This window comes from Frigoribacterium sp. AC759 (genome assembly GCF_979256015.1).
Genome location: NZ_CEEDMT010000020.1, coordinates 12,484 through 38,933, shown reverse-complemented (window position 1 = coordinate 38,933; position 26,450 = coordinate 12,484). Strand labels below are relative to the sequence as shown.

At 65.0% G+C, this 26,450-nt stretch carries 33 protein-coding genes; 12 read left to right on the top strand and 21 right to left on the bottom strand.

The window, feature by feature from the left end; translation table 11 throughout:
* The coding region (locus ACZ6JE_RS12350) for a hypothetical protein (RefSeq protein ID WP_464319128.1) at positions 1–359 on the bottom strand (359 nt) is incomplete at its 3' end.
* A 211-nt stretch (positions 360–570) separates the two neighbouring features.
* Here ACZ6JE_RS12350 and ACZ6JE_RS12345 point away from each other — a divergent pair.
* From ACZ6JE_RS12345 to ACZ6JE_RS12325, 5 genes are all read left to right on the top strand, one after another.
* Positions 571–903, top strand: coding sequence for an ArsR/SmtB family transcription factor (locus ACZ6JE_RS12345; RefSeq protein WP_464319127.1), 333 nt, complete (start codon positions 571–573; stop codon positions 901–903).
* The gene (locus ACZ6JE_RS12340) at positions 900–1,511 is read left to right on the top strand and encodes a cadmium resistance transporter (RefSeq protein WP_464319126.1); all 612 of its coding nucleotides are present in this window, start codon (positions 900–902) and stop codon (positions 1,509–1,511) included. Before ACZ6JE_RS12345 ends, ACZ6JE_RS12340 begins: the two co-directional genes overlap by 4 nt.
* Positions 1,508–2,029, top strand: coding sequence for a signal peptidase II (locus ACZ6JE_RS12335; RefSeq protein WP_464319125.1), 522 nt, complete (start codon positions 1,508–1,510; stop codon positions 2,027–2,029). Before ACZ6JE_RS12340 ends, ACZ6JE_RS12335 begins: the two co-directional genes overlap by 4 nt.
* A 768-nt stretch (positions 2,030–2,797) precedes the next feature.
* Positions 2,798–3,376 (top strand): DUF305 domain-containing protein, encoded by a 579-nt coding sequence (locus ACZ6JE_RS12330; RefSeq protein WP_464319124.1) that lies wholly within the window; start codon positions 2,798–2,800, stop codon positions 3,374–3,376.
* Between the two features lie 182 nt (positions 3,377–3,558).
* Positions 3,559–4,263 (top strand): DUF4396 domain-containing protein, encoded by a 705-nt coding sequence (locus ACZ6JE_RS12325; protein WP_464319123.1) that lies wholly within the window; start codon positions 3,559–3,561, stop codon positions 4,261–4,263.
* A gap of 80 nt (positions 4,264–4,343) precedes the next feature.
* Here ACZ6JE_RS12325 and lnt read toward each other — a convergent pair whose 3' ends face one another.
* The 8 genes from lnt to ACZ6JE_RS12285 form a co-directional block, all read right to left on the bottom strand.
* Positions 4,344–5,921: an apolipoprotein N-acyltransferase gene (gene lnt / locus ACZ6JE_RS12320; RefSeq protein ID WP_464319122.1), complete on the bottom strand. Its 1,578-nt coding sequence runs from the start codon at positions 5,919–5,921 to the stop codon at positions 4,344–4,346.
* Between the two features lie 22 nt (positions 5,922–5,943).
* Complete coding sequence (locus ACZ6JE_RS12315) at positions 5,944–6,834, bottom strand: cytochrome c oxidase assembly protein (protein ID WP_464319121.1); 891 nt, start codon at positions 6,832–6,834, stop codon at positions 5,944–5,946.
* 58 nt (positions 6,835–6,892) lie between these two features.
* Complete coding sequence (locus tag ACZ6JE_RS12310) at positions 6,893–7,357, bottom strand: DUF3093 domain-containing protein (protein ID WP_464319120.1); 465 nt, start codon at positions 7,355–7,357, stop codon at positions 6,893–6,895.
* A gap of 14 nt (positions 7,358–7,371) precedes the next feature.
* Positions 7,372–8,109, bottom strand: a complete 738-nt coding sequence (locus ACZ6JE_RS12305) for a cytochrome c biogenesis CcdA family protein (RefSeq protein ID WP_464319119.1) — start codon at positions 8,107–8,109, stop codon at positions 7,372–7,374.
* A complete protein-coding gene (locus ACZ6JE_RS12300; protein WP_464319118.1) occupies positions 8,106–8,696 on the bottom strand; it encodes a TlpA family protein disulfide reductase in 591 nt (196 codons plus the stop codon). The genes ACZ6JE_RS12305 and ACZ6JE_RS12300 overlap by 4 nt, the downstream gene beginning before the upstream one ends.
* Positions 8,697–8,772: 76 nt before the next feature.
* The gene (locus ACZ6JE_RS12295; protein WP_464319117.1) at positions 8,773–9,423 is read right to left on the bottom strand and encodes a copper resistance CopC family protein; all 651 of its coding nucleotides are present in this window, start codon (positions 9,421–9,423) and stop codon (positions 8,773–8,775) included.
* A 337-nt stretch (positions 9,424–9,760) separates the two neighbouring features.
* Complete coding sequence (locus tag ACZ6JE_RS12290) at positions 9,761–10,435, bottom strand: DsbA family protein (protein ID WP_464319116.1); 675 nt, start codon at positions 10,433–10,435, stop codon at positions 9,761–9,763.
* 2 nt (positions 10,436–10,437) lie between these two features.
* Positions 10,438–11,685: a M23 family metallopeptidase gene (locus tag ACZ6JE_RS12285; protein ID WP_464319115.1), complete on the bottom strand. Its 1,248-nt coding sequence runs from the start codon at positions 11,683–11,685 to the stop codon at positions 10,438–10,440.
* 658 nt (positions 11,686–12,343) lie between these two features.
* On the opposite strand from ACZ6JE_RS12285, the gene ACZ6JE_RS12280 reads away from it, so the two are divergent.
* Both ACZ6JE_RS12280 and ACZ6JE_RS12275 read left to right on the top strand, forming a co-directional pair.
* Entirely contained in the window at positions 12,344–12,697 is a 354-nt protein-coding gene (locus tag ACZ6JE_RS12280) for an ArsR/SmtB family transcription factor (protein ID WP_464319130.1), read from the top strand.
* A 1-nt stretch (position 12,698) separates the two neighbouring features.
* A complete protein-coding gene (locus ACZ6JE_RS12275; RefSeq protein ID WP_464319114.1) occupies positions 12,699–13,619 on the top strand; it encodes a cation diffusion facilitator family transporter in 921 nt (306 codons plus the stop codon).
* 12 nt (positions 13,620–13,631) lie between these two features.
* On the opposite strand, the gene ACZ6JE_RS12270 is transcribed toward ACZ6JE_RS12275, so the two are convergent.
* The 5 genes from ACZ6JE_RS12270 to ACZ6JE_RS12250 form a co-directional block, all read right to left on the bottom strand.
* The gene (locus ACZ6JE_RS12270) at positions 13,632–14,312 is read right to left on the bottom strand and encodes a cation diffusion facilitator family transporter (protein ID WP_464319113.1); all 681 of its coding nucleotides are present in this window, start codon (positions 14,310–14,312) and stop codon (positions 13,632–13,634) included.
* Entirely contained in the window at positions 14,309–14,662 is a 354-nt protein-coding gene (cmtR, locus tag ACZ6JE_RS12265) for a Cd(II)/Pb(II)-sensing metalloregulatory transcriptional regulator CmtR (RefSeq protein WP_464319112.1), read from the bottom strand. Before cmtR ends, ACZ6JE_RS12270 begins: the two co-directional genes overlap by 4 nt.
* Positions 14,663–14,780: 118 nt before the next feature.
* Entirely contained in the window at positions 14,781–15,359 is a 579-nt protein-coding gene (locus tag ACZ6JE_RS12260) for a DUF305 domain-containing protein (protein ID WP_464319111.1), read from the bottom strand.
* A gap of 79 nt (positions 15,360–15,438) precedes the next feature.
* Entirely contained in the window at positions 15,439–15,888 is a 450-nt protein-coding gene (locus tag ACZ6JE_RS12255; protein WP_464319110.1) for a hypothetical protein, read from the bottom strand.
* A 225-nt stretch (positions 15,889–16,113) separates the two neighbouring features.
* A complete protein-coding gene (locus tag ACZ6JE_RS12250; RefSeq protein ID WP_464319109.1) occupies positions 16,114–16,518 on the bottom strand; it encodes a four-helix bundle copper-binding protein in 405 nt (134 codons plus the stop codon).
* Between the two features lie 268 nt (positions 16,519–16,786).
* Here ACZ6JE_RS12250 and ACZ6JE_RS12245 point away from each other — a divergent pair, with 268 nt between their 5' ends.
* Genes ACZ6JE_RS12245 through ACZ6JE_RS12235 form a run of 3 tightly spaced genes read left to right on the top strand, consistent with a single transcriptional unit; the run spans position 16,787 to position 19,670 of the window.
* Entirely contained in the window at positions 16,787–17,011 is a 225-nt protein-coding gene (locus ACZ6JE_RS12245; protein ID WP_464319108.1) for a heavy-metal-associated domain-containing protein, read from the top strand.
* Positions 17,008–19,203 (top strand): heavy metal translocating P-type ATPase, encoded by a 2,196-nt coding sequence (locus tag ACZ6JE_RS12240; RefSeq protein ID WP_464319107.1) that lies wholly within the window; start codon positions 17,008–17,010, stop codon positions 19,201–19,203. The genes ACZ6JE_RS12245 and ACZ6JE_RS12240 overlap by 4 nt, the downstream gene beginning before the upstream one ends.
* A gap of 8 nt (positions 19,204–19,211) precedes the next feature.
* Positions 19,212–19,670 carry a DUF4396 domain-containing protein gene (locus ACZ6JE_RS12235; protein WP_464319106.1) on the top strand — a complete coding sequence of 153 codons (459 nt, stop codon included), beginning with the start codon at positions 19,212–19,214 and terminating at the stop codon, positions 19,668–19,670.
* Between the two features lie 32 nt (positions 19,671–19,702).
* Here the strand turns inward: ACZ6JE_RS12235 and ACZ6JE_RS12230 are convergent, their stop codons facing one another.
* Entirely contained in the window at positions 19,703–20,014 is a 312-nt protein-coding gene (locus tag ACZ6JE_RS12230; RefSeq protein WP_464319105.1) for a thioredoxin family protein, read from the bottom strand.
* A 93-nt stretch (positions 20,015–20,107) separates the two neighbouring features.
* Positions 20,108–21,109 carry an arsenic resistance protein gene (locus tag ACZ6JE_RS12225; protein WP_464319104.1) on the bottom strand — a complete coding sequence of 334 codons (1,002 nt, stop codon included), beginning with the start codon at positions 21,107–21,109 and terminating at the stop codon, positions 20,108–20,110.
* 95 nt (positions 21,110–21,204) lie between these two features.
* On the opposite strand from ACZ6JE_RS12225, the gene ACZ6JE_RS12220 reads away from it, so the two are divergent.
* On the top strand, positions 21,205–21,606 hold the full coding sequence (locus tag ACZ6JE_RS12220) for a MerR family transcriptional regulator (RefSeq protein WP_464319103.1): 402 nt from the start codon (positions 21,205–21,207) through the stop codon (positions 21,604–21,606).
* Here the strand turns inward: ACZ6JE_RS12220 and ACZ6JE_RS12215 are convergent.
* The 5 genes from ACZ6JE_RS12215 to arsB are packed head-to-tail and all read right to left on the bottom strand — an operon-like array spanning position 21,603 to position 25,669.
* Complete coding sequence (locus ACZ6JE_RS12215) at positions 21,603–22,097, bottom strand: N-acetyltransferase family protein (protein WP_464319129.1); 495 nt, start codon at positions 22,095–22,097, stop codon at positions 21,603–21,605. The genes ACZ6JE_RS12220 and ACZ6JE_RS12215 overlap by 4 nt on opposite strands.
* Positions 22,098–22,114: 17 nt before the next feature.
* A complete protein-coding gene (locus tag ACZ6JE_RS12210) occupies positions 22,115–23,458 on the bottom strand; it encodes an NAD(P)-binding protein (RefSeq protein WP_464319102.1) in 1,344 nt (447 codons plus the stop codon).
* On the bottom strand, positions 23,455–24,126 hold the full coding sequence (locus ACZ6JE_RS12205) for an arsenate reductase ArsC (protein ID WP_464319101.1): 672 nt from the start codon (positions 24,124–24,126) through the stop codon (positions 23,455–23,457). Before ACZ6JE_RS12205 ends, ACZ6JE_RS12210 begins: the two co-directional genes overlap by 4 nt.
* Positions 24,127–24,149: 23 nt before the next feature.
* Positions 24,150–24,560: an arsenate reductase ArsC gene (locus ACZ6JE_RS12200; protein WP_464319100.1), complete on the bottom strand. Its 411-nt coding sequence runs from the start codon at positions 24,558–24,560 to the stop codon at positions 24,150–24,152.
* Between the two features lie 23 nt (positions 24,561–24,583).
* Positions 24,584–25,669: an ACR3 family arsenite efflux transporter gene (gene arsB / locus ACZ6JE_RS12195; protein ID WP_464319099.1), complete on the bottom strand. Its 1,086-nt coding sequence runs from the start codon at positions 25,667–25,669 to the stop codon at positions 24,584–24,586.
* An 85-nt stretch (positions 25,670–25,754) separates the two neighbouring features.
* Here arsB and ACZ6JE_RS12190 point away from each other — a divergent pair, with 85 nt between their 5' ends.
* Positions 25,755–26,105, top strand: coding sequence for a metalloregulator ArsR/SmtB family transcription factor (locus ACZ6JE_RS12190; protein WP_464319098.1), 351 nt, complete (start codon positions 25,755–25,757; stop codon positions 26,103–26,105).
* Positions 26,106–26,450 lie beyond the last annotated feature (345 nt).

The window sequence follows — 26,450 nt, the reverse complement described above, 5'->3', positions numbered from 1 at the left end:
TCGTCACGCGACCGGTAGCTCTCGAACGCCACCGCACTGCGGTCGTTGCTCGCCGGATCACGCACCCCGGAGGCTTCGACCCACAGAGTCCAGTTCCACCGCGTCCGGACGCCAGGCTGCAACGCGCCTTCGCCGACGACCAACAGCACGTCCGTGCCGGCGGGTGAAGACTCGAAGTCTGCGCCCGTGAATGATCGGACCGACGACGTGAGGCCTCTCGCGCTGATCTCCCGAGCTAACTGACTGCCCATGTCCGAGAGATGCTCGCCAGCATCGCCATCCACAGCCACGATGCCTCCACCGGACGGAAGCTGACTCAGCATCTCGGAAACCAAGTCATGGATGACGGTGTTGCTCATGATGCTTTCTCCTGCTCACTCGTTCGTCGAAACGGAAAAGGGAGTCGGCGGCCGCCGACTGATGCGGCTGCACGAAGCGGTCGCGAACCTGATGCAACCACGAGCATGCGCCGACGTTCAGCCCTGTAGAAGCGCGTGCTTGGAGCGCCCGATAGGGGATCGTCTATCGAGACGGTGGAAGCATATCGCTGCAATGGGATATCATCGGCCTGTGCCGATCATAAAAGAACTGACTGCAGCGGTCTCGCTGTTCCACTCGCTTGCAGACCCGAGCCGGTTACTGATCCTGCGCCGACTCAGCCAGAGCGAAGCGCGTGTGCGGGATCTCACTGACGAACTCGGCTTAGCCCAGTCCACTGTTTCTGAGCATGTTGCCTGCCTTCGAGACTGCGGCCTTGTCACCGCTCGCGCCGAGGGGCGGCAGAACTTCTACTCAGTGGCGACACCGGAAGTCCTTGACGTCCTCGAATCCGCAGAGCAGCTCCTTGCCTCTACCGGGCACAAGGTCGACTTGTGCGCGACTTACGGAAGCCACACCCGATGATCGGCACCATCGTCGCCGCGATCGGTCTCTTCGCGGCCACCAACATCGACGACATCGTCGTCCTGACCGTTCTCTTCGTTGCCTCGGCACGAGGCGCTCTGCCCGGGTGGAAGGTCGTTGCCGGCCAATACGCCGGGTTCGTGACCCTCGTCGGCATCAGCGTGGTGGCCGCGGCCGGGCTCACCATCGTTCCGGACAAATGGGTCGGCTTCCTAGGCCTCATTCCACTCGCCATCGGCATCTACAGTCTCGTTCGCACCCTTCGGCGCCGAGGCGATGACGACGACGACGATGACGACGCGATTTCCGCAGTTGGTCTCCTCGGAGTTGCCGGCATCACAATCGCCAACGGTGCCGACAACATCTCGCTCTACACGCCCGTGTTCCGGACAAACCCCGTCCAGGACACCGTCGTCACAATCATCGTGTTCCTTGTCCTGGTGGCGGTGTGGTGCCTCATCGCTCGCTTCATCGGAACGAGCAAAACCGTCAGTGAGCTGCTCGAAAGAGTCGAGCACTGGCTCGTGCCCGCAGTGTTCATTGGCCTCGGGCTCTACATCCTGATCGAGTCCGGCGTCCTCATTCGGCTCGTCGAGGCCCTGTCGTGACGGCCGGAGGGCGGGTCATCGGTGCAGTCGTGATCACTGCGGTTGCGTTCGTTCTTGATCAGGTGTCAAAGGCGTGGGCGCTGTCGTATCTCGGCGCAGAGCGTCAAATCCATTTAGGACTCGGCGCAAGTCTCCGACTCGTGTTCAACCCCGGTGTCGCGTTTGGTCTCGGGGGCGAGTTCGGCCCAGCCCTGACCGTTGGCATCATCGCCATCGTTGCGGCCCTCGCCGCCTGGGTCCTTGTTCGGGCGCTGAAGGAAAGTGGGACGTTTGCGACGTTCCTTCTCGCGGTCGTTCTCGGCGGAGCCATGGGCAACGTTTGGGACCGCATCTCGCGAGCGGACAAAGGCCCCTTGTCTGGTGAGGTCGTCGACTTCATCGCGATCGACTGGTTTGCCATCTTCAATGTCGCCGACATCTTCACCACAGTCGGTCTCATCAGCTTCGCGGTTGTATCCGTGGCGTCCGGTTCAAAGCCCACCTCTCATCGAGCGTCTGGCACACCTCCGACGATCTAAGAGGCAGGCGAGCACACGCCGACCATGTGCAATGCGCGAAGAGCAGCACGAGACGCCAGGCGAGGTGTGGTCGCACCTATGCGTCAGCCTTGGCGTCCAGGCGTCGCTGTACCGATCGGGTACCTCCCCTTGTGCCAGGTGCCAAATGCTGCCAGGGCCAGGGCGAACCTCGGAGACTGCCACCAAGAGTTTCAACGCTTCCAGGTTTCCCGAAGCAGGAAGCACACGACTTGTAAACTCGCGAACGAACTAACCTCAGGAGATCGCATGCCCGCCGTCCACGCCCGATCCCCGCTGGGCCTTGGGCGTTTGGGCATGGCTGTCCTCTTGATTCTTGTGCTTATCGGTAGCGCATTACTGATGCATACGCTCGCGGGCCCTGACGAGGGGTGCCCTCCTTCCATGGCCGGCCATCACACCGAGACCGAGAGCGCGCATACTGCCTATGCAGAAGCTGTCCCCGTCGCTTCCTCTACGATGCAGGACGACTGCGCGATGCTCTGCGCAATCATGGGCATGGCCTGCCTCGTGGTCCTCGTCCTGTTCGCTTGGTCAGCAACCTGGCGACGTCAGACACGTGCGTTGTTCACCCTCTCCAAGACCCTCAACACACGCCCGCTTGCCCCGTCCTTCACGCTTCCACGTCTGACACCAGACTTGACACAGCTGAACATTCTCCGCATCTAAACGACCCTTGGGGATCGCTCCCCGCATGAGACCCGCGATCGCGTCACCGCGTCGTCACTTTTCTCACCCCAAGGGACAACTATGAACCGCACCAAAACTCTGCTCATCAGCGCCACGGCCATCGTCGCCACCCTCACTCTGGCTGGTTGCGCCGACACTGCCGGCAACACTTCCTCCGATAGCTCTTCGTCGTCGGAGTCAGCGGTCTTCAATGACCAGGACGTCATGTTCGCCCAGATGATGCTCCCGCACCACGAGCAGGCCGTGGAGATGAGCGACATGTTCATCGCCAAGGGCGACAGCGTCAACTCCGACGTTCTCGCTTTGGCGGAAACGATCAAGGACGAGCAAGGCCCCGAGATCGACCAGCTCAGCCACTGGCTGGATGACTGGGGTCAGGACACGTCCGCGTCGATGGATCACTCCATGGACGGCATGATGAGCGAATCCGACATGACGGCTCTGGACGACGCCGAGGGTGCTGAGGCGTCACGGCTGTTCCTGGAGCAGATGACCGAGCACCACAAGGGCGCCGTGGGCATGGCGCAGCAGGAAGTCGACGGCGGGGAGAACCCGGACGCAGTCGAGATGGCGAAGAACATCGTCGAGTCCCAGACGGCACAGATCGATCAGATGAATGCCCTCCTCAGCTCTCGTTAAAGCCGGCAAAAAAACGGCGCACTAGGCGACTCACATTGCGACCGCATAGGTGGCTTACGAGCCTCCGAGAAGCGGTTCGTTGACCTTGTTCCGGTTTGACGAAGCCCTCATTTGGCCGTGCCTTGGCGCGTGATCTTTGAGGCACCCCTAATTCTCACCCCCTTACAGAAAGACCTTTAGTCATGAATGGTGACATGTCCTCTATGGATCCCCTTTTCCCCGCCTGGGTGACACCCGTTTCCTGGTTCTTCGTTGGCCTCGGGGTGATCAGCGCAGCCGTTGTGCTGCTGCAGATCATTACCCGAGGGCGCCACCAGCGAAAGCAAGACCTAGCCATGAACGTCGTCTGGCCGGTAGCTGCTCTGTTCTTGGGCCCAGTTGCAATCTGGGCCTATAACCGATGGGGTACGACCAACCCTGCGCGGCCGAACTCAGGGCCGAGCGATGACCAAGAGGCCGCACAGACGATTGCAGGTAGCGCACCTGGGGGAGCAGCAGCAACTGTCGGTCACTTCATTGGCGTGCCACTTGTGGTCGCTAGCGGCCTCACCATTGCCGGCACCAACCTCTGGGTGCTCATCATCGTCATCGCCGCCCTAGCGATCGGCCTCCTCTTCGTTTTCGAATACGCCGTTAGCTCCAGTGCTTCCGGAGGAGCCGGGAAGAGGAACATCGGCGTCATGGTCATCACCGCCACCCTCACCGTTTTGGCATTCGACATCGGAATGGGGGGATGGATGCTTTTCATGCACTTCGGAAACTTCATGCCTTCTCCGACCGACGTCCGGTTCTTTTTCCTCATGCAGGTCGGTTTGATCCTCGGACTTGTCACCGCCTACCCAATGGTCAAAGCGCTCCTCCGTCGACGGGCGGCAGCCACCTCATAACTCTGGGACGGAACTGACGGCCCACCAGGAGCTGTCACAGAAAACGCAACCGTTGCTCACGGATAGACACCTTGGTGTGTTTAGGGCACGTTTCTGTGGCAGCTCCGCGAGGTTAAGCGCGGTCTATGGAGCACGAGAAACGCGCCGATAAGTGACCCAAAGCCCAGAACGGCAAGAGCCGTTTCGATTTCTCCACCCCAGCGTGCGGCGGGTGTTACCGAGTTTGCAAGCGGCACATCAGCGATGAGGGCGCCAGGAGCGTGCCACGGCAACTCCTTCGAGATTGACCCGTCGGGAGCGATCACCGCGCTGCGCCCCACGGTGGAGATGTTGACGACGCTTCGCCCCAGTTCGATGGCACGGATCTGGGCGATAGCGAGTTGCTGGGCGCTCTGGTCGGAGCGACCGAAATCAGCGTTGTTGGACGACGAGAACAGCACTTCAGCGCCCTCCGCCACGGATTGACGAAGAACGTCGTCGTCGACGATGTCGAAGCAGATCGTGATGCCGACCGGGACCCCCGATACGTCGAAGATCGAGTCCGTCGTCCCCGGGGTGTAGTCACGGGCGACCATATCGACAAGGTTCGGTGCGAGAGAACGCCAGAACGCTCGATCGGGGACGTACTCACCGAATGGCACGGGGTGTTTCTTGTCGTAGAAGTCGACTGCTCCTTGACCGTGTTCCCACTGGATCTCAGTGTTATAGGTGCGCCCGTCGCGGTTTGTGACACCCCAACCGATGAGGGGCGCGGCCGTCCCTTCTGCGATCTTGTCGAAGGCCGCGGCTGTTTCGGCATCCTCGAGAGGGCTGATGTCCGTGGCACCTTCGGGCCAGAGGACAGCATCGAGGTCTTCACCGATCAGGGGTGCTGTGGCGTCGACCTGGGCCTGGGTGAGATCGCCCGGCATGCGGTCGTCGAAATAGCCGGCCGGCCCGTTTCCCTGCACCGCTCCCACCCGCATCGTCCCCGTCTGAGGAGCGGGCCAGGCCGGCATCACCACGATGGTGGCCGCAACCACGGCTGGTGCAACCCAGCGGCCTGCTGCGCCCCACCTGGACGGTGTCGAAACTCGAGCGGTGTGAAGAGCCAGAGCGACGATGAAGACCATGGCGAACCCGACACCAGAGATGCCGATCCATCCGAAAGACTCCCGTAGCGGACTGGCGTGTTGCGACATTGCAACACGGCCCCACGAGAAGCCCCCGTAGGGCCAGGTGCTTGAGACCGCCTCCCGTGCGCACCACACCGCGGCGACAACGGCCGGGACCCCCAGGAGGTTCCCCCACGCCCCCGACCAGACTTGCGGCAGCCACTTGTACGCAAGGGTGATCCCAAGGCAGCCCGCAGCGAAGAGCAGAGCTTGCAGGAGAACCAGGGCAGTGATGGGCACCGGCCCTAAGAACAGGGCAACCCACTGGATGTGGGAGCCGTAGAACGAGATACCGGTGAGGACCCCGACCAGCAGAGCTGACCGCGGACGCCTCCCGGGCAGAGCAACGAGGATCAAGGCTATGCCGACGAAGGCCAGAGGCCACCAGTTCCGGTCCGGGAACGCCGAATCGAGGACAAACCCTCCGGCCACGGCAGAGACCAGAGCGGCAGGAAGCGGCATCCGTCCAGGTATCAGTGGCGTCTCGTCCGGGACCTGGCCCATGTGCGAAAGGTAAAGCGCAGGCTCAGCCGTGTTCGCCATCACGCCCCAGACCCCGCAGGTAGGCGTTGTAGTCCTCGAGCTCGGCGTCTCCTTCGAGGTCTGCCCGTTGTGTCTCTCGGGCTGCTTTTCGGGTGTCTTCCCGCTGCCATCGGGCGAGGCTGATGAGGAGGATCACCACGACAGGTAGCTCCCCGTATGTCCACACCAGGGCGCCGGCGAGCTGCTGATCGCGCAGAGCATCGATGCCGAGGTCCGCTGACGGGGCGTTAAAGGCGGCGACGAGGGGTGTGCTGCTGAAAATGAGGGTCAGGCCGAACGCGGCATGGATCTGCATCTCGAGGAACGCATCGAAGACCCGCACGACGTACGACGTCTGTCGGGGTAGCGGATCGGTGGACACCAGGGGCACCATGACCACCACGCCGACGACGATGAAGCCGACTTGGAGGGCCGCCCGTCCGGGTTCCGTGGCGAGGAGGGCATCGATGGCGCCCGTCAGATATAGCCCGAACAGGGGCACCAACAACAGTGGGAACACCGCGACCGGATTCACCGCCGCGCGGGCGAGGCGCGACCTAAGCGCTCCGACGGTGACCCTGTGTACGAGGAGCCCTGCACCATGTCGGGGCAGTCCGCGAAGCAGTACAGTGCCTGGTCGTCCGAGGATGAGAAGTGGAGGCACGATCATCAGCAGCGTCAGCTGCTGGAACATGAACACCGAGAGCAGCTCGCGGCTGTAGGTCTGCACCCCCGTTGCGGTGACCATGATGATGAGTGCGCAGCCGAGGACGAACAATGCGCCGCGTCCCACACCGGGGCCGCGGCGTCCAGGCGTGAGGGCGCGGTCCCGGTGTCGTGCTCGGCGGAACAGGATGACGTAGCCCGCTGCCAGGAGGGCGGCACCGATGGCCACAGGTGATGCCGAGCTCTGGGCCCAGCCGAACAGGACCGCGAGATCGAGTGCCGGCAATTCAAACGCCGCCGTTTGTCGGGGTCACCTGGGCCAGCGCTGCTGCGAGCTTGTCGGGGTGCCGGGTGGACACGAGCCAGTACGGTGCCGGGTCTGTCTTGTCGAGCAGATCGATCTTGACGACGGGATGCACCCAGCCCCGGAACAGCGTCCACGCGCGCGCGTCGAGATGCGGGCCGCGCTGTCGTGTGGCGTCGGCGCCGGTGTAGGTGGTGACGGTGCCGATCTCGTCGGGTCCGAGGTGGGCTGCCCCGGCGAAGAACCCCTCGGTGGTGACCCGGATGACGGGAGAGGTGCCGATGAAGACGGCCACAGAACCGAGATACAGCGCACCGGCGACGATGAACCCGGCAAGGACGTTGATGGGGAGAAAGACCAGGAACGCGGCGGGGATGACAAGCGCGGTGGCGATGTACACACCGGGGGAGGGGGTCAGTCGCTCACGGTGCAGAGGGTTGGAAGTCATGGGTTCCTGATCAGTCAGAGGGGCAGGACGAAGCCGTCGATGAGGCCCTGGAGCTGATAGATCAGGGCAGTCCAGATGCCGGTGGTCATAGCGACACCGACGGCGATGAGGAGGGCGCCGCCGATGAGGTTGATGGTGCGGATGTGCCGCTTCACGAAAGCGACGGACCCAGCCACCCACGACAGGCCGAGGGCGACCAGCACGAAAGGAAGCCCAAGACCCACGCAATAAGCCAGCCCGAGGAGTGCTCCGCGCCCCGCAGATCCGCTGCTGAGACTCAGGGCAGAGATCGCGGCGAGGGTCGGCCCGAAGCACGGGGTCCACCCGAGCCCGAAGACGACCCCGAGAAGCGGGGCACCTGCGAGACCCGTGACGGGCTGCCATTTGGGGGTGAGTGTGCGCTGCAGAAAGCTGACCTGCCCGATGAAGACAAGCCCCATCACGATCACCACGACCCCGAGGACGCGGGTGACGACGTCTTGCCATTGGATCAGCCAGATACTCAGCGCCCCGAACAAGGCGCCATAGGCGATGAACACGGCAGCGAACCCGGCGACGAAGAGGCCGACCCCGAGCAGGAGACGCCGCTTGCCGGCGGGCGCAGTCGGGTCGGCCAGGCCCCCCACGTACCCTAGATAGCCGGGAACCAGCGGGAGAACGCAGGGGCTCACGAACGACACCAGGCCGGCGAGGAGCGCTATGGGGATCGCCACGAGAAGCTGACCGCTGAAGACGGTGTCGGCAAGAGTCATGGGGTCTCGTCCAGGACTGAGGTGATGAGGGCGTTGAGAATGGATTTGTCGGCCGCGCCGGTGATCCGAGCTGCTACTCGCCCTTCCCGGTCGACGACGATCGTCGTGGGCACGGCATTGGGTGCCACTTGACCGGCGAAGGCGAGCTGCACCGCGCCGTCGTTGCTGTCGATGACTGAGGGGTAGGTCACACCGAACCGTTTGGCGAACGCGACAGCTGTTCCGGCTTGATCACGGACGTTGACTCCGATGAATGAAACGCCCTGGTCTTGGTACTGCTGGTACAGGGCTTCAAGGTCCGGCGCTTCGGTACGGCACGGCGGGCAGGCGGCGTACCAGAAGTTCACCACCATCACATCGCCGTCGTAATCCGCTGAGTCAAGCGGTTCGCCGAGATCGGTGACGCTTGTGAACGAGACCGGCTCGGCCCGGTTCTCTTCAGGGATCTCGACAACGGTGCCGTCACCGCCGATGTAGTTCTTCGTCGAACCGTCCGCATACTGCTCGGCCACCGAGTCCGAGCCGCCACATCCCGTCACGCCGAGCACCGCCGCGCCCGCGACCACTGCGACGACGAAGGCACGCATCCCACGGCGCCTCACCTGGCACACGCCCGCGGCGTCTCAACCTGTCCGACTCTCACGGACGGGTACGACAGGGCGCTCATCTGGGGTCATCCTCTGTGTCGGGTGCCTGAGCATCCAGGTCGCGTTCCCGTGCCCGGAACACACGGAACACGAGCAACGCTCCGAGAAGGAGCACTGCCGCTGCGGTGATCCCGGCGATGATCGGGATGGTGGCCGAGGGGGCTGGCTCTGCGTCCGGGGAAGAGGACGGTGATGCCGTTGGCTCTGCAGGCGCCGCTGTCGGCGGAGCTGTCACTGTCGCCGTCTCTGGGGTCACGGGTTCGTCACCGATTGGGCCGGCGTAGCTGAAGGTGTAGCTGCCGGAGATGGTGTGCCCGTCACTTGAGACGCTTTGCCACGTGACCGTGTGCAGGCCTGTCTCGGTGATGGTCACGGGCACCGTCAGAGTTCTCTCCTCTGCCGTGGGTGTTCCCGTTGTCGCCGGCGCGCCAGAGGGCGACACCACGTTCAGGGCGATCGCGTTCGCGAACTCGGCCATCGGTGTTTCCGAGAAGGTCAAGGTGACGGAATCGATCGCTTCGGTCACGGTGTCGCCTGCGGCGGGAGTCGCAGAGGACAAGGCGTCATGCGCCGCCGCCGGGCGGGATCCGAGGGCCGTGAGGGCTGCTGTCAGGGCGACGAGGGCGATCAGAGTTGTGAGCTGTCGCCGGGAGGATGTGAGGTTCATGAGCTTTCAGTTCGAGGGACAGGTGAAGGTCGTGAAAACGCCTTCGTGGGTGCCGGGGCCAAGGTCTGCACAGACGCCGACTTGCCCGGCGAAGACAGCCTGGAAATAGAACACTCCGCCCACGAAAGCCGCTGTCGTGGCAATGCCGACGATCATCCCGACGACCGCGACGACGTTCTTTTCGCCCCGTCGACGTGAACGGATGAACGCCGTGAGGCTGACACCGAAACCGACAGGGCCAGCAATGCACGCAAGGAGCAGGCCGAGAACAGACAGAGAGCGGACGTTGGGCGGTGGGGTCGTTGGCGCCGGGGGAGTGCGGGAACGATTCCGGTTTCTAGCCACCGGCCACTGCGCTCTCCACGGCCTTGTCGAGATCATCGACTGCCGTCAGTTCGATCATCTCGCCGTCGACGAAGAAGGTCGGCGTTCCCGTCACACCCAGAGCGGTGCCCTCGGCTCGATCCGCGACGACACGCTCGAGGGTCGCCGGGTCTGCCACGGCCTCATCGAAAGCGTCCATGTCCAGTTCAAGATCCTCCGCGAACGAGCGGAACAGGGCTGCCTCTGACTCCTGCTTCTCGCCCCACTGAGCCTGCGTTTCGTACATGCGGGCGTACATCGCCTCGAGTTGGCCCTGCTGCGCTGCGGCCTCGACAGCGATCGCCGCGTTCTCGGAGTTCCGGTGCGCAGGAATCGGGAAGTACCTCACGGCGACGTTGATCTCGCCTTCGTACTTCTCCCTGACCTGCTCGACATAGGGGTACATCGCCGCGCACGACTCGCACTCGAAATCGAGGAACTCCACGACCGTGACAGCATCCGAGTCGACCTGATCCAGATAGCGGGTGTCGTCGCGGACGACCTCAGCGCTAGCGGGCGCGACGGTGGGATCCGCCTCGAGCGGTTGGGCGGTGTCGGTCCGTGAACCGTTGTAGATCACGACCGCGACGATGATTCCGGCGGTGACGAGCAGTGCGATGACCGCGACGATGAACTGATTTTTCACCATGGTCAGACTCCTTTGGTGTTGAGGTAAGCGATGGGATCGGTGGCAGCTCCGCCTTGCCGGAGCTCGAAGTGGAGATGGCACCCCGTCGACAGCCCGGCGTTACCGACCACAGCGATCTGCTGACCGGCGGTGACCTGCTGGCCGACGGCGACCTGAACGCCGGTGGCATACATGTGGGCGTAGCTGGTTGACACCCCATCGGCGGAGGTCACGGTGATGAGGTTCCCGTAGCCGCCATAGGCGCCCGCATAGGTGACGGTGCCCGCCGTGGCGGCGAAGATCGCGTTTCCGCAGGAAGCCCCGAAGTCCGCTCCGGAGTGCAATTTGGGGTAGCGCAATACCGGGTGGATGCGCATGCCGTAGGCCTGATAGCTCGAATACGACGTGATGGGCATCGTCCACCCCGACGCCGAAACCGACGACGACGCGGGTGCCGCAGGGGCAGGCGCGGCCGCCGCTGCGGCTGCGGCGCGGGCAGCTGCAGCTCGAGTTGCAGCTTCAGCTGCAGCTTTAGCCCGTGCCACCTCAGCCTCCGCAAACCCTTGCTCTACCGAAGCCGTCTCCTGCTTCAACACGGCCAGCTGCGCCTCGAGCTCGATCTCTCGCAGTTCCTGTTCCGCGACCGCTGTCTGCGCGGCCTTGGCCGCATCGAGCGCCTCGTCCCGGGCCGTCTCGGCGAGAGCCTCGAGGCGGTCACGTTCGGTCGTCGCTACCTGGGCCTGATCGCGGAGACCGGCGGCCGTGTTCGCCGCGGCAGTGGCGTCACCCAGCATCCGATTCGAGGTCTTCGACAGCTGTGAGGCCGTACCCAGCCGGGAGAGGAGATCCCCGGCGTCGGCGCCAGCGACCGCGACGTTCATGGACACGTCCGTTCCGCCCGTGCGGCTCAGCGATGCGGCCCATTGACTGATCTGCCGCTCCGCTTGGTCCGCAGCATCCTCGGCACGGGCCACGTCATCAGCAAGATCACGGAGAGCCTGCGTGGCGGCGTCGGTAGCATCTTGAGCTTCTTGAAGCTCAAGGCCTCGCTGCTCAGCCGTGGCGGTCAGCGTTTCGGATTGTTGACGGAGGTCTCCGAGGAGACCGGTCAGTTCGGTGATCTTCTCGGCGGTCGCCGCCTCGCTTGAACGGGCTGCGACGACGTCATCCCACGTCGGATAGGCCGCAGCGTGAGAAGGGATGGCAGTAAGGAAGGTGGCAGCGAGAACGGCTACAAGGGCCGGCGCTGTCACCCTGACGATGCGAAGCATGTAAGGGGTGTCCTCGGTCTCGAAGGAGCACGCCAAACGACTGATGGCTGCTGGCCATCATCCGCCGACGCGCAGGTCGCGATCGGAGAGTGTCTAAATGCGGGAGACGCCCAGGACAGTCAGGCTCATCGCAGTAACTCGATACGACGTCGCCACGGCAGGCTCAGCCGCTCCAGGGCCAGCGAGTGGATCGAGTGCGCGAGCTGCTGCGCCTCTCATGCGAAGAAGGACGACAGCGAGGGTCACGATGCACAGGAGAGCGAGGATGGTGCAGGCAAGAGCCCCGCCATCATCCGTGATCGCCGTCGCAATCTCGCCGCCCGTCGACATGGAGACGTCGGGGAGCACCCCAGAGGACGAGTCCTCCGCCGGCACGGACTGCGTCACGCTCGACGCCGCTTGAACCCCGCCGGAAAAAGCGTTGTCGCCAAGAGTGTGAATACCGAGAACCGCGGCAAGCGTCGCTGCCGTCATGGACAGCAGCAAGGCCCACACCCCGACGGACCACCGTGAACGGGAGGCAACAGACGTCGTTGAGAACATCGTTCCTCCTTCCAGGGCTAGGGCCGATCACATCGTAATGAACAGCAGCGGCCTGGCCCTGATGAACCGCCCCAAACCACTAGACATCAAGACAACTGCGTGTGACTATCTTCGCATGCATGAAGATACGCAGGATGAAGAGCTTCATCCGGACGACGCGTTCGTCGAACTCGCCGTTGAAGTGTTCTCCATGCTCGCCGACGCCACCCGCGTCCGCATGATCCTCGCTCTGCGAGACGACGAACTCTCGGTGAACCATTTGGCTGACATCGTGGACAAATCACCTACAGCTGTCTCCCAGCACCTCGCCAAGCTCCGAATGGCCCGCATGGTCTCAACGCGACAGTCCGGCAACCGTGTCTTCTACCGGCTCGCCAACGACCACGCCAGCAAGCTCGTTCAAGACGCCATCTTCCAGGCCGAACACTCCGTCGGCGCCGCCTACCGTCACCACCACGAAGGACACTGACATGGGCGCAGGCCACGACCACGCAGCAGCAGGCGGTAGCGACCACCGCAAACGACTCGCCATCGCCTTCGGCATCACGACGTCCATCCTGGTCGTCGAAGTCATCGGCTCGATCATCACGGGAAGCCTCTCCCTCCTGGTCGACGCAGCCCACATGCTCACCGACGCCGGCGGCCTCTTCATGGCGCTCCTCGCCGCGACGCTCATGAAGCGAGCCGCGACCTCCAAAAGAACATGGGGCTTCCAGCGAGCAGAAGTACTCGCTGCCACAGCTCAGGCCACCGTGCTTCTCGCCGTCGGCCTCTTCGCTCTCGTCGAAGGCGGCCGGCGCCTCTTCGAGCCTCCGGCCGTCCCCTCCTCTGAGCTGCTGATCTTCGGCATCATCGGACTCGTGGGGAACATCGTCTCCATCACCGTCCTCACCGCCGGCCGCTCGGCCAACATGAACATGCGGGCAGCATTCCTCGAAGTCGTCAACGACGCCCTCGGTTCAGTCGCCGTGATCACCAGCGCCGTCATCATCATGACCACCGGATGGGGCCAGGCTGACGCACTCGCTGGCATGCTCATCGCGTTGCTCATCATCCCGCGCACCATCACGCTGCTCCGAGAAACAACCGGCGTGCTGATGGAGTCCACACCCACAGGCCTCGACCTCGATGATGTGCGAGCCCACATGCTCGAACTACCGCACGTGATCGAGGTTCACGACCTCCACGCTTCGCTCGTAGCAACGGGACTACCGATCCTGAGTGCACACGTCACGGTCGAGGACTCCTGCTTCCAAGACGGCCATGCACCGCAGATCCTCGATGACCTTCAAAAGTGCGTCGCCGAGCACTTCTTCATCAAGGTCGAGCACTCAACTTTCCAAATCGAGCCAGCCCAGCACTCACAGCACGAACACCACACCCACGTCTGAAGACCGCAGCCGTCAGCAGCAGTCGCAGGCGTCGACCTGACGCTCACCCGTCAGAGCCGACACGGGCGTTTTGCACGCGTCGCCGCGCCAGGCCTCGAGCCCCTCGCGGACGGCGAAGACGACGATCACGAGCCCGGCGACCGGGTCGGCCCACGTCCACCCGAACGCGAGATTGAGCACGAGGCCGATGAGGACCGCAGCGGACAGGTAAGAGCAGATGAGAGTCTGTTTTGCGTCCGCAATTGCGGACGCCGAGCCCAACTCCTTGCCCGTCCGACGCTCCGCCAGGCTGAGGAACGGCATGATCGCCAAGCTCACCGCGGCGAGCACGATGCCGACGGGGGAGTGGTCGGGCTCTCGGATGCCGGTCAGGGCGAGCACCGCGTCGACGGACACATAGGCGGCCAGTCCGAAGAACGAGACGGCGATGACTCGCAGTGCCACCCGTTCCCGCTTCTCGGGGTCGGGGGCAGCGAACTGCCATGCGATCGCGGCGGCCGAGAGCACCTCCACGATCGAGTCGAGGCCGAAGCCGATCAGAGCGGTCGAGGATGCGACGGTGCCGGCGGTGATCGCGACGATCGCCTCGATCACGTTGTAAGTGATCGTGATCGCGACGATGATCCGGATGCGACGCTGGAGGAGCAGTCGGCGGGCAGGCGCAAGCAGAGCTGGAAGGATTGCCGTGGTCATACGCCGGTTCCGCAGCAGAGGGGAATGTCGCAGCTGTCATCGGCGCAGGGCTCTCCGTCGTCGACAGCGAGGACAACGTCGACCAAGGCGGTCAGCGCCTTAGTGAGGTGAGCGTCAGCGATCTCGTAGCGAGTCGACCGGCCCTCGGGGACGGCGACGACGATGCCGCAGCCGCGGAGGCACGAGAGGTGGTTCGACACGTTGGACCGCGTGAGTTCGAGCTGATCGGCTAGTGCGCCAGGGTAACCAGGCTCATGCAGCAGGTGCAGCAGGATGCGTGATCGGGTGGGGTCGGCCATGGCGCGCCCGAGGCGGTTCATGACGTCGACACGTGATGAAAGAGTCAGCATGCGCTGACTATACAGCAATCACTGACGGATCAGGGCTCGCGGCCCGCGCCCCGGGGGCCAGTATTAGGGCGACGTCCAGGGACGAGGCACCGCTCTAGGTGCCTCGTCCCTGGCGGGGTTAGAGGGAGCTGAGGAGGGCTTCCATCTGATCGATCTGCGCCGTCTGGGACTCGACGATGTTCTTCGCCATTTCGACGGCGTCGGGGTTCTCCCCGCCGTCGACTTCCTGCTGCGCCATGTCCACGGCGCCCTTGTGGTGCTCGGTCATCTGCTCTAAGAACAGTCGTGACGCCTCAGCGCCTTCGGTGTCGTCCAGGGCCGCCATGTCGGATTCGCTCATCATGCCGTCCATGGAGTGATCCATTGACGCGGACGTGTCCTGACCCCAGTCGTCCAGCCATGTGGTGAGCTGGTCGATCTCGGGGCCTTGTTCGTCTTTGATGGTTTCCGCCAGAGCGAGAACGTCGGAGTCGACGCTGTCGCCCTTGGCGATGAAGGTGTCGCTCATCTCCACGGCTTGCTTGTGGTGGGGGAGCATCATCTGGGCGAACGTGACGTCCTGGTCGTTGAAGACGGCTGACTCTGACGATGTAGAGCTGTTGGAGGAGGTGTTGCCGGCAGTGTCGGCGCAGCCAGCCAGAGTGAGGGCGGCGACGACGGCCGTGGCGCTAATGAGCAGAGTTTTGGTGCGGTTCATGGTTGTCCCTTGGGGTGAGAAAGAAAGCGGCGAGATGGGCCGCGGGTCTCGTGTGGGGAGAAATCCCCAAGGGGCTGATCTAGACGCGGAGGACGCTGAGCTGACTCAAAGTCATCGACCGCCGGGGAACCACGATGGTCGGTAGGGCGGGCAATGCGCCCAGGGTCTTCGACAGGATGAACAGGGCACGAGTGCCACGACGCAGCAGTACGGCTGCGGTGACGAGCAACACCATCAGGCACGCCATGCCCATCACAGCGCAGAGCATCGCGCACAGTCCGCCACAATCATCCGACGCAGCACCCGACGCCAGTAACGGCGCCTCGGCGGCATGAACGGTGCCCGCCGACCGCTCCGTGTGAGGGACGCTGTGGCTGTGCTCGGTGACCTCCGAAGCGGAGGCATGGCTGGTGGTGTGCCCGGCGAGGGAGTGCATCAACACGGTGCTGCCGATGAGCAACAAGATGAGTACGACTGCAGTCCCCAGACGTCCCAACCCCGAGGGGATGCGCGTCGATTGGGGGGTCATAACTCTTTCCTTGGGCTGTATCGCGTCGAAGTCTAAAAGCCTGTGATCCTCAATCACAGGCCCTCAGCTACTAGGTCCAGCGTAAGAGCTGTTCTTGCTCACCCGCAGGAGGCAGGCACGTGGACGGCATGTTTACAGGTACCCCCTGGGGGTAATCCGAGTCGTTCCTGGAATGGCCAGCGCGCCCTCGCGTCCTGACCTGTGCTGCCGGTCTATTTCTCGCTTTCAGAGTGTGGCCAGGAGGGCCGTGCACGCTTCCTCGCAACGGCGGCACGCGTCGGCGCAGATCTTGCAGTGTTCGTGCATCTCGGCGTGCTCAGCGCACTCGGCGGCGCATGCCGTGCACGCAGCCAGGCACGCTTCGAGGGCTGCGCGAACAAAGGCGGAGTCACCGCCGCTGTACCGGGTAAGGACCCGGCCTGTGGCAGCGCAGATGTCGGCGCAGTCGAGGTTGGTGCGGATGCACGTGGTGAGGTCAGCAACCATGTCTTCGGCTAGGCAGGCGTCAGCGCATGCCGTGCAGATCGTTGTGCACTCAAAGCAGGCGTCGATACAGGCGGCGAGGGCCGTCTGATCGATACCCGAGAGGTCCTTGGGGGAGTTGCGGAGCATGTCCGTGATGGCGCTCATGAGTCGTCCTTTCCATGGGTGATGCCGAGGTGCCCGTCGCCGCTCGGCGTCGGGCTCGGTTATGCCCGCCATGCTCCTCCCGGCCCTACGGTTCTGCCCGCCGGCACGCGTGAGTCTGCGTTCCTTGTCGCTGCCAGGTGAACTAGTCAGGTGCTCTCCCCTGTGCCGATGACTTCGGATCGGGAACACATTTGAACGGCCTTGGTTACACTGACCAGATACCCCCCAGGGGTATCTACACTTGATCGATACGGAAGGACTCCCTGTAATGGCCCAGCTGACGAACACCTACGAGATCACCGGAATGACGTGTGGGCACTGCGTGAGCAGCGTCAACGAGGAGCTTTCCGCCGTGCCCGGGGTGACGGATGTCACGATTCAGCTGAAAGTCGGTGGCATCTCCACCGCTCAGGTGACCAGCAGCCGCGACCTCCCTCAGGACGAAGTCGCTGCCGCTGTGGAGGAGGCCGGCTACACGTTGGTCGCATCATGACGACCTCCTCCCCGGTGGCGCTGACGATCGAGGGGATGACTTGTGCGTCCTGCGCGAACCGGATCGAGCGGAAGCTGAACAAGCTCCCTGGTGTGACGGCGACTGTGAACTACGCCACGGAAAGCGCCACCGTGACGCTGCCTGCTGACCTGGCCATCGATGACGCGATCAGGACTGTCGAAGCTGCCGGCTACGGCGCGCACCTACCCGAACCGGCCGGCGACGACACAGACGACCTTGGACCTTTGCGCCGGCGACTGATCGTGTCCACGGTGCTCGCCGCACCAGTGGTTGCGCTGTCGATGATTCCGGCGCTGCAGTTCCCCGGATGGCAGTGGGCAGTGCTCGTTCTGGCAGTACCGGTGGCGGTGTGGGGTGCGTGGCCGTTCCACCGCGCCGCCGCGATCAATGCCCGGCACGGCGCAGCCACGATGGACACCCTTGTCAGCGTCGGCGTCGCCGCAGCCACACTGTGGTCTGTCTGGGCACTGGTGTTCGGCGGCGCGGGTCACCTGGGGATGCAGATGGCCTTCTCTTGGTTCCCGCACCCGGGTGCTGCACCGGAGCCGTACTTCGAAGTCGCCGCTGCGGTGACAGTGTTCCTCCTTGCCGGCCGGTATTTCGAGGCTCGCGCCAAGGACCGTTCCGGCGCCGCACTCCAAGCGCTCCTCGCCTTGGGAGCCCCGACCGCGCGCGTCCTCCGCAACGGCGCCGAGACCGAGGTGCCTACCGCCGCCCTGCAGGTTGGGGACCGGTTCGTGGTTCGTCCCGGAGAACGCATCGCCACCGACGGGACCATCACCGACGGCACGAGCGCCATCGACACCAGCGTCATGACCGGCGAAGCGGTCCCCGTCGAGGTTGGCCCAGGCGACACCGTCACTGGAGCGACCGTCAACGTTGGCGGCCGACTCATCGTCGAAGCTGCCCGCGTTGGCCAAGACACCGAACTCGCCCGCATCGGCCGGCTCGTCGTGTCCGCGCAGACCGGTAAGGCCGAGGTGCAGCGCCTCGCCGACCGAGTTTCCGCCGTCTTCGTCCCTATCGTCATCGTGCTCGCGGTACTGACTCTCATCGGGTGGTTGCTCCTCACCGGGGACGTGCAAGCAGCGTTCACTGCGGCCGTCGCAACTCTCGTGATCGCCTGCCCCTGCGCCCTGGGGCTTGCAACACCCACCGCGCTGCTCGTCGGCACCGGCCGCGGCTCCCAGCTCGGCATCTTGATTCGCGGCCCCCAGGTCCTCGAGGCCACCCGTCGCATCGACACCGTCGTGCTCGACAAGACCGGCACCGTCACCACCGGCAAAATGAGCGTCCACCAGGTCATCGCCGTCGACGGGGAAGCTGACACCCGGGTGCTTGCTCTCGCGGCCGCCGCGGAAGCCGGATCAGAACACCCCATCGCCCGCGCCATCACCGGAGCAGCCACCGACCACCCCACCGCCGACACATTCCAGTCCACCGCAGGGCTTGGTGTCCGAGCTGTCGTCGACGGCGCCCTCGTGCTCGTCGGTCGACCTGCATGGTTGAGCGACCAATGGGCGATCGCCATCCCCGCATCCGTCACGGACGCAGTCCGGACCGCAGAGCGCGGCGGCGCGACCGCGGTCGTTGTCGCGTGGGACGGCGCTGCCCGTGGCGTCATCAGCGTCGCCGATACGATCGCGTCGACCAGCCCGGACGCGATTCGCCGCCTGCACCAGATGGGGCTTCGCACGATCATGCTCACCGGCGACGCCAGTGACGTCGCACGGAGCGTTGCCGCAGAGATCGGCATCGATGACGTCGTGGCCGAGGTGCGGCCCGAGGACAAGTACCAGACCATCATCCAGTTGCAGCAGCAGGGCCGCTCCGTGGCAATGATCGGCGACGGTGTCAACGACGCTGCCGCTCTTGCCGCTGCGGACCTTGGGATTGCGATGGGCAGCGGCACCGACGCGGCCATGGAAGCAGCCGACATCACCCTGATCCGTGCCGACCTGGGAGCCGCCGCGGACGCGATCGCGCTCGCCCGCCGCACCCTCGGCACCATCAAAGTGAATCTCTTCTGGGCCTTCTCCTACAACGTCGCAGCCATCCCACTCGCGATGGCAGGACTCCTGAACCCGATGATCGCCGGCGCCGCGATGGCGCTGTCTTCTGTCTTCGTCGTCAGCAACAGCCTCCGACTTCGCACTTTCCGCTCCCGATAGGACCCACCATGGACACTCACGTCCACAACACGACCACCTGGTCGATGGCCGCCCAAGCAACCCTGCACTGCCTCACCGGGTGCGCAATCGGTGAAGTACTCGGCATGATCATCGGCACAGCGACCGGCCTGCACAACACCGGCACGATCATCCTGTCGATCGTGCTCGCGTTCATCTTCGGCTACGCCCTCACCATGCGGGGCGTCCTCCGCTCCGGACTGAGCTTTTCGGCTGCTTTTAAGGTGGCCCTTGCCGCCGACACCGTCTCCATCGCCGTCATGGAGATCATCGACAACACTGTCATCGTCGCAATTCCCGGGGCTATGGATGCACAGCTAAACAACTGGCTTTTCTGGGGCGCTCTCGCGTTCTCCCTCGTTGTCGCCTTCATCGTCACCACCCCCGTCAATCGGTGGATGATCAGCCGAGGGCGGGGTCACGCAGTCATCCACAGTCACCATCATTAGGCCGCATGTCTGAGCGACACGGGGCCGAAACCCTACGTGTCTTGGATTCCAGAGAGAATGGCCTCCCGCAGTTGGTGACGGCTCGGGTATCCCTGAATGCCGTCCGGAGTGAGGTATCTGCGGCAGGCGAGGCCAACAGCCGTATTGACGTCCGGGAAGAGATCGATGCCGTCCAAGAGAACCGTCGGCGACCCTCTGAAACCCAAGCGTTCGGCATCCTCGGCAGACTCAACCCGCTGAGTCACCACAGCAAGATCGTGATGTTTATTTGCGAGATCAAGGAGATCCCGCTCAGTTGTCAACCAGCTCGGGCAGCCATCGAAATACTGCAGAGTCAGGATCATGGTTTCACGGTACTCGGGCACTCGTGCTCTGCAGCCTTGCTTGCCCCTAATGCGACGTCAAGCATCCGCTCAAGAGTGTCAAGAAACGCTCGTCTATCGCGACGCAGGTTTGGCTGCCCTAGGTTCAAGCTGACAGCGCCAATTCACGACAAGACGAGGGATGAGTCGGACGAAGATCACCATGCCGATGAGTTCGACGAGTGTCTGGGTGACGACAACGACCGGAGCGAGCGACAGCGACGTCGGCAGGGCGAGTGCGAGGGGCAAGACCACGAGCGAGTTCCTGGTCGCGCCGCTGAACACCAGGGCTCGTGTTGCTGGCACGTCGAGTCGGAAGATGCGGCCGGTCCCGATGCCGAGTGCTGCCATAACGATGAGGAATCCGGCGTAGATCGGCACCAGTACAAGCAGCTGCCCCAGGGATTCCCCGACAGCGCCGGCTTGTGAGGCTACGACGGTGAATAGGGTCGCCATCATCAGCGGCACCATCAGGCCCAGCATTGTCCGCTTGATCACGACACCGGATCGGTGTCGCCGGGCGAGTGCCTGCACGAGCGTGGCCGCCGCGAGCGGGATGACGATCAGGAGCAGGAACGCCCGGGCGAAGGGACCGACCTCGACCACGGCGACGCCCTCGGGGCCGATGAACAGCAGCAGGTACAGCGGCAGGAGAAGGATCTGCGCCAGCATCAGCAGCGGTGCCGCAGCGAGGAGCCGTTCTGACGCGCCGCCGGCCAGGCCGGCGAACACGATCACGTAGTCGATACACGGAGCCAGCAACACCAACAGCACCCCGAATAGCAGTGCCGGCTCGTCCGCGACGAACCGGGACAGCCCGTACGCGACGAGGGGCACGACGACGAAGTTCAGCACCCCGACCGCGGCGAGGAACCGCCCGTCTCGGAGAGACCTCCCGATCGCGGCGAACGGGACACCGAGGAACGTCGCGAACAACAGCAGCGCGAGCACGGGCTCGATCGCTCCCTCTAGGTGGTGCGCCCCCGGCACGGTGAGGCCGATCACGCCGGCAGCCACGATCGCCACCAGGTAAAGGCCGATCTGCTGGTGTTCGAGCCAGGAAACGGCCGCGTTCACGGCAGGACCGGTGTGGAGGAGGAAGGCACGTCAGCGACCGTAGAGGTTCGAGCCGCTTGAAGGTCAAGCGCTGCTGGCGGCTCTAGGGTCGCGGTGTGCGAATCTCCGAGGTCAGCAAGCGCAGCGGCGTCTCCGCAACGGCGCTCCGGTACTACGAGTCCATCGGGCTGTTGACGCCTGCCAGGACCTCGAACGGGTACCGGGACTACACCCCGGACGTGCTCAGCCGGCTCGACCTGATCGAGGCCAGCAAGGAACTCGGGCTGCCCCTCGATCAGATCGGGTCGCACCTCAGCACCATGGAGTCGACGTCCTGCACCGACGTCCGAGAGGCGCTACGGCCGCTCTTGGCAGAGCAGGTGCGAGAGATCGAGGAAAAGCAGGCCCGGCTCGACCGGCTCCGATCGCGCCTTGCTCGTGCCGAGCACGACCTGGCCGAGTGCCCTGACCGGTCTGAGCGGTGCTCGACCGAGTGCGTCTTCCGCACCAGCGCCTAGAAGGGGTCGGTGGGTGAGCGACGTTCGATCAGAACGGTGTCGCGCCACACGCCGGCATAAGGGCCTGCTTCGGAGCGTGCGATCCGTTCCCGCGACCCGATCCGGCGGAACCCTGCACGGTCGTGGAGGGCCAGGCTCGCCTCGTTCTCGGGGAAGATCGACGACTGAACGGTCCAGATGCCCGCGGCATCCACCGAGTCGAGGAACGCCCCCAGTAGCTCCCGCCCGACCCCGTGGCCTTGGGCAACCGAGGCGACGTAGACGGAGTGCTCGACGACGCCGGCATACGCAGGCCTGGCCGACGTGGCAGACGCCGCCACCCAGCCGAGGACAGCACCCGTGCTGTTGTCGACGGCGACGAACCGGTGCGCGGCGAGCTTGCCGGCATCGAACGCCGCCCAGGCCGGGGTGCGGTTCTCGAAGGTGGCGTTACCGGTGTCGATGCCCTCTTGGTAGATCCGCTCGACGCCGGGCCAGTCGTCCGGGGTCATCGCCCGGACGGTGACGCTCACGAGCAGCACCCACCTGCTGCCGGCCCGTCGACGGCGCACCCGGAGGCGTCCGGGAGGTTCGTCGAGCAGACACCCGTCTCCGGGAGTTCGAGCTGCACGATTCGGGCGGCTTCGTGGTTGCCGGCGAGTTCGTCGGCGATGGAGCGGACCTGCTCGTAGCCGGTGAGGAGCAGGAACGTCGGGGCACGGCCGTAGGACTTCATGCCGGCGATGTAGAAGTTCGGCTCCGGGTGCCCGAGCTCTGCGACCCCGTGCGGGTAGACCGTGCCGCAGGAATGCAGGTTCGGGTCGATCAGCGGCGCGAGCTGCCGGGGCGCTTCGACGATCTCATCCAGGGACACCCGGACCTCACGGAGCATGTCGAGGTCAGGGCGGAACCCGGTCGCGTTCACCACGACATCCGCAGCGACCGTCAGGGGCTCACCGCGTCGACGCCCGACGAGCTGCACGCCGTCGACGGCCTTGGTCACGTCGTCGACCTCGAAGCGGTCGAGCAGGGCGATCGCGCCCGCACGGACGAGGTCGCGGACGGCGCTGCCGAGGTCGCCGCGGCCTTCGAGCTGGTCGGCGGCGGACCCGTAGACCCGGGCGGGGGTGCTGCTGCGGATCGCCCACGTGATCGTCGTCCCGGGGGCTTCCTTGGCGAGGGTGGTGAGCTTGATGAGGGTGTTCGCGGCCGAGTGGCCGGCGCCGACGACGACCGTGTGGCGGCCGGCGAACCGGTCCCGGTCCTGGCCGAGGACGTCGGGCAGGGCGTGGCTGATGCTGCCGGCGACGTCGTCGCCGTGGGAGAGGCCGACCCCAGAGGAGGTGAGGGTGTTGGGGGTCGTGTAGGTGCCGGAGGTGTCGATGACGGCGCGGGCGAGTTCGTCGCGCACCTCGCCGTCGTGGTCGAGGCGCAGCAGGAACGGGGTCTCGGCACGTCCGGTGGAGCGGGTGCGGTCCATGCCCTGTCGGGACACCGCGGCGACTCGGTGCCCGTACCGGATGCGGCCGGACAGCTCAGGGGTCGCGGCGAGGGGTTCGAGGTAGTCGCGGACGAAGTCGGCACCGTAGGGGAGCTTCTTCGCTGCCGGGGCCTCCCAGTCGGTGGTGTCGAGGAGGCGCGCGGCGGCCGGGTCGACGAGGTGCTCCCACGGGGTGAACAGGCGAGTGTGACCCCACGCACGGACTGCCGTCGCGGCACTCGGGCCGGCTTCGTAGATCACGACGTCGACGCCTCGTTCGAAGAGCTGCGCGGCAGCGGCGAGGCCGACGGGGCCGGCGCCGATGACGGCGACGGGGAGCCCGGCGAGGGTGGGGGCGTCGGTGCGGGGCGGGACAGTGAGGGTGAGGCTCATGCGGGGAGGCCCTTCGATTCGATGCCGAGTTCGGTCAGGAGCGATTCGACGAGCTTCTGGACGTTGTCGCGGATGAGGCGCACCTTGTCGATGGGGAGCCCGGCGGGGTCGATGAGGTGCCAGTCGCGGTAGGTCTTGCTGGGGTAGATCGGGCACGCGTCGCCGCAGCCCATCGTGATCACGACGTCGGCTGCCTGCACGACGTCGTCGGTCAGCGGCTTCGGGAACGCCTCATCAAGATCGAGGCCCAGCTCCCGCATCGCTTCCGCGACGACGGGGTGGAGGTCCCGGGCGGGCAGGGACCCGGCTGAGCGGACGTGGACGGCACCGCCGGAGAGGACGTTGGTGAACACGGCTGCCATCTGGGAGCGGCCGGCGTTCTGCTCGCAGACGAACAGCACCTCCGGCACCGTCCGCTCGATCGCCCCGGTGGCCTGCCCGAGGGCGGTCAGCCGGTCGATGGCGAACCGGGTCGCGTTGGTGGTCAGGTGCGCCCGGACCTGCGCGGTGCGAAGGAGCGCCGTGTAGGACTCGAGCACGTACCGCTCGATCGTCTCGGGCCCGAAGATGCCCTCGAACCGGGTGGCGAGGTCGCCCGCAGCACGCTTCAGGGCGTCCTCGGGGAAGGCAAGGCCCGGCAGGCCGCGCCTCGTGGTCAGGTCCGTCATCGTCGTCTCCTCGCAGCTCAGGGTCAGGCGGTCGCGGGTGCGATCTCAGCCAGGAGGGCCTGGATGCGGCCCTTGATGTCGTCGCGGATGGGGCGGACGTCCTCGATGCCGCGGCCGGCGGGGTCGGTCAGCTCCCAGTCCTCGTAGCGCTTGCCGGGGAAGATCGGGCACGCGTCGCCGCAGCCCATCGTGATCACGACGTCGCTGTCCCGGACGGCCTCGGTGGTGAGGACCTTGGGCTGGTTCCCGGCGATGTCGATGCCTTCCTCGGCCATGGCCTGGATCGCGATCGGGTTGATCTGGTGTTTGGGCTCGCTGCCGGCGGAGAGGACGTCGACGCGGTCGCCGGCGAGGGCCTGCATGTAGCCGGCGGCCATCTGGGAGCGGCCGGCGTTGTGGACGCAGACGAACAGGACGGTGGGCTTGGTGCTCATGACGGGTTCCTTAGGGGGAGGGGTCAGACCCGTTCAGCGACGCGCGCTGCCGGGGTGGGGGAGGGGAACAGGCGTGGCCGCAGCCACAGGGACAGGTACACCAGCGCCACGAGCGCCGGGACCTCGATCAAGGGACCGACGATCCCTGCGAGGGCTTGGCCGGAGGTCGCTCCGAACGTGCCGACCGCGACCGCGATCGCCAGCTCGAAGTTGTTCCCCGCGGCCGTGAACGCCAGCGTCGCCGTCCGCTCATAGGCCAGGCCGATCGCGCGTCCGGTGAAGAACGCGACGAGGAACGTGACGGCGAAGTACACCAGCAGGGGCACGGCGATGCGGACGACGTCGAGGGGGCGGTCGACAACTTGCTGCCCTTGGAGGGCGAAGAGCATCACGATCGTGAACAGCAGCCCGTAGAGGGCGAAGGGGCCGATCTTCGGTAGGAACCGTGTCTCGTACCAGGTGCGTCCCTTGGTCGCTTCCCCGATGCGACGGGACAGGTAGCCGGCGAGGAGGGGGATGCCGAGGAACACCAGGACGCTGAGGGTGATCGACCAGATGCTGAACGACGCGCTCGTTGTGGGGAGTCCGAGCCAGGCGGGGAGGATCTGGAGGTAGAACCAGCCGAGGCCGGCGAACGCGACGACCTGGAACACAGAGTTGAGGGCGACGAGGAAAGCGGCAGCTTCTCGGTCGCCGCAGGCGAGGTCGTTCCAGATCAGCACCATGGCGATGCACCGGGCGAGCCCGACGATGATCAGGCCCGTGCGGTACTCCGGCAGGTCGGGCAGGAACACCCATGCCAGGGCGAACATCAGAGCAGGGCCGACGACCCAGTTCATGACCAACGACGACACAAGGAGGCGTCGGTCGCCGGCTATGGCGCGGGTGTCGGAGTATCGGACCTTCGCCAGCACCGGGTACATCATCACCAGCAGCCCGATCGCGATCGGGACGCTGACCTGCCCCACCTGGAACGAGTGCAGCAGCTCACCGAACGCCGGCACGAACACCGCCAGCAGCAGCCCCGCGCCCATGGCGGTGAGAATCCACACGGGGAGGAAGCGGTCAGCGGTCCCGAGCCGGGCAGGCGCGGTGGGGGTGGTCGTCATGCAGCTCCTTAGATCGATGAGCGTCGATGTGTTGAGCCTGCCCCAACCCATCGACGACTGTCAATCTGTGTGGAAGAGTGTTCACATGCCCGTTGCCGAACTCCTGCCCCTCACGGACGTGACCGCGTGCTGCGCACCGCTGGCCCGTGAAGCGATGGACGCCGAGAACGCCGAGAAGCTGGCCCGCAGCCTGAAAGCGATCGCCGACCCGGCCAGGCTTCGGCTTATCTCGATGGTCGCCGCCCATGAGGGGGCCGAGGCGTGCGTCTGCGACCTCACGGAACCTCTTGGGCTCAGCCAGCCGACCGTCTCGCACCACCTCAAAGTCCTCGTTGACGCCGGCATCCTCACCCGCGACAAGCGCGGCATATGGGCCTACTACGCCCTCGTCCCTGGGGCCCTTGACTCCCTCGGGAAGCTCCTCGTCAGCGCGTAGGCTCTGGCGCTTCTGCGTGTCCGGTAGTCGATGGCTTACGCGGACACTCGCGGGGTACCCGGTGCTCGCAAAAGAGCGACCAACCAGACGAGCAGCGTCGCAGGGATGAGCAGTTCTATCAGCGACGGATGGTCGATCACAGTGACGCCGTCGATCAGCCAAGTGCAGGTGCGCCCGAGGGGAAACCAGCTCCATCCAGCGTCTCCGAAGACCGATGTACCTGGAGAGAGCTCGCAGCCAATCGAGTCGCCGAACAGCACTTGTTCGACAACGATCGAACCGATCCACGCCACCACGAGTACGGACCAGGGCAGGAATCGAAGTCGGGGATCTCGGACGGCTCGC

Bases quoted from the DNA above. Each gene is read 5' to 3' on its own strand.
- ACZ6JE_RS12340 (WP_464319126.1), top strand. From the start codon at position 900: ATGATCGGCACCATCGTCGCCGCGATCGGTCTCTTCGCGGCCACCAAC.
- ACZ6JE_RS12330 (WP_464319124.1), top strand. From the start codon at position 2,798: ATGAACCGCACCAAAACTCTGCTCATCAGCGCCACGGCCATCGTCGCC.
- ACZ6JE_RS12325 (WP_464319123.1), top strand. From the start codon at position 3,559: ATGAATGGTGACATGTCCTCTATGGATCCCCTTTTCCCCGCCTGGGTG.
- lnt (WP_464319122.1), bottom strand. From the start codon at position 5,921: ATGGGCCAGGTCCCGGACGAGACGCCACTGATACCTGGACGGATGCCG.
- ACZ6JE_RS12310 (WP_464319120.1), bottom strand. From the start codon at position 7,357: ATGACTTCCAACCCTCTGCACCGTGAGCGACTGACCCCCTCCCCCGGT.
- ACZ6JE_RS12305 (WP_464319119.1), bottom strand. From the start codon at position 8,109: ATGACTCTTGCCGACACCGTCTTCAGCGGTCAGCTTCTCGTGGCGATC.
- ACZ6JE_RS12300 (WP_464319118.1), bottom strand. From the start codon at position 8,696: ATGCGTGCCTTCGTCGTCGCAGTGGTCGCGGGCGCGGCGGTGCTCGGC.
- ACZ6JE_RS12295 (WP_464319117.1), bottom strand. From the start codon at position 9,423: ATGAACCTCACATCCTCCCGGCGACAGCTCACAACTCTGATCGCCCTC.
- ACZ6JE_RS12290 (WP_464319116.1), bottom strand. From the start codon at position 10,435: ATGGTGAAAAATCAGTTCATCGTCGCGGTCATCGCACTGCTCGTCACC.
- ACZ6JE_RS12285 (WP_464319115.1), bottom strand. From the start codon at position 11,685: ATGCTTCGCATCGTCAGGGTGACAGCGCCGGCCCTTGTAGCCGTTCTC.
- ACZ6JE_RS12280 (WP_464319130.1), top strand. From the start codon at position 12,344: ATGCATGAAGATACGCAGGATGAAGAGCTTCATCCGGACGACGCGTTC.
- ACZ6JE_RS12275 (WP_464319114.1), top strand. From the start codon at position 12,699: ATGGGCGCAGGCCACGACCACGCAGCAGCAGGCGGTAGCGACCACCGC.
- ACZ6JE_RS12270 (WP_464319113.1), bottom strand. From the start codon at position 14,312: ATGACCACGGCAATCCTTCCAGCTCTGCTTGCGCCTGCCCGCCGACTG.
- cmtR (WP_464319112.1), bottom strand. From the start codon at position 14,662: ATGCTGACTCTTTCATCACGTGTCGACGTCATGAACCGCCTCGGGCGC.
- ACZ6JE_RS12260 (WP_464319111.1), bottom strand. From the start codon at position 15,359: ATGAACCGCACCAAAACTCTGCTCATTAGCGCCACGGCCGTCGTCGCC.
- ACZ6JE_RS12255 (WP_464319110.1), bottom strand. From the start codon at position 15,888: ATGACCCCCCAATCGACGCGCATCCCCTCGGGGTTGGGACGTCTGGGG.
- ACZ6JE_RS12250 (WP_464319109.1), bottom strand. From the start codon at position 16,518: ATGAGCGCCATCACGGACATGCTCCGCAACTCCCCCAAGGACCTCTCG.
- ACZ6JE_RS12245 (WP_464319108.1), top strand. From the start codon at position 16,787: ATGGCCCAGCTGACGAACACCTACGAGATCACCGGAATGACGTGTGGG.
- ACZ6JE_RS12240 (WP_464319107.1), top strand. From the start codon at position 17,008: ATGACGACCTCCTCCCCGGTGGCGCTGACGATCGAGGGGATGACTTGT.
- ACZ6JE_RS12235 (WP_464319106.1), top strand. From the start codon at position 19,212: ATGGACACTCACGTCCACAACACGACCACCTGGTCGATGGCCGCCCAA.
- ACZ6JE_RS12230 (WP_464319105.1), bottom strand. From the start codon at position 20,014: ATGATCCTGACTCTGCAGTATTTCGATGGCTGCCCGAGCTGGTTGACA.
- ACZ6JE_RS12215 (WP_464319129.1), bottom strand. From the start codon at position 22,097: ATGACCCCGGACGACTGGCCCGGCGTCGAGCGGATCTACCAAGAGGGC.
- ACZ6JE_RS12210 (WP_464319102.1), bottom strand. From the start codon at position 23,458: ATGAGCCTCACCCTCACTGTCCCGCCCCGCACCGACGCCCCCACCCTC.
- ACZ6JE_RS12205 (WP_464319101.1), bottom strand. From the start codon at position 24,126: ATGACGGACCTGACCACGAGGCGCGGCCTGCCGGGCCTTGCCTTCCCC.
- ACZ6JE_RS12200 (WP_464319100.1), bottom strand. From the start codon at position 24,560: ATGAGCACCAAGCCCACCGTCCTGTTCGTCTGCGTCCACAACGCCGGC.
- arsB (WP_464319099.1), bottom strand. From the start codon at position 25,669: ATGACGACCACCCCCACCGCGCCTGCCCGGCTCGGGACCGCTGACCGC.
- ACZ6JE_RS12190 (WP_464319098.1), top strand. From the start codon at position 25,755: ATGCCCGTTGCCGAACTCCTGCCCCTCACGGACGTGACCGCGTGCTGC.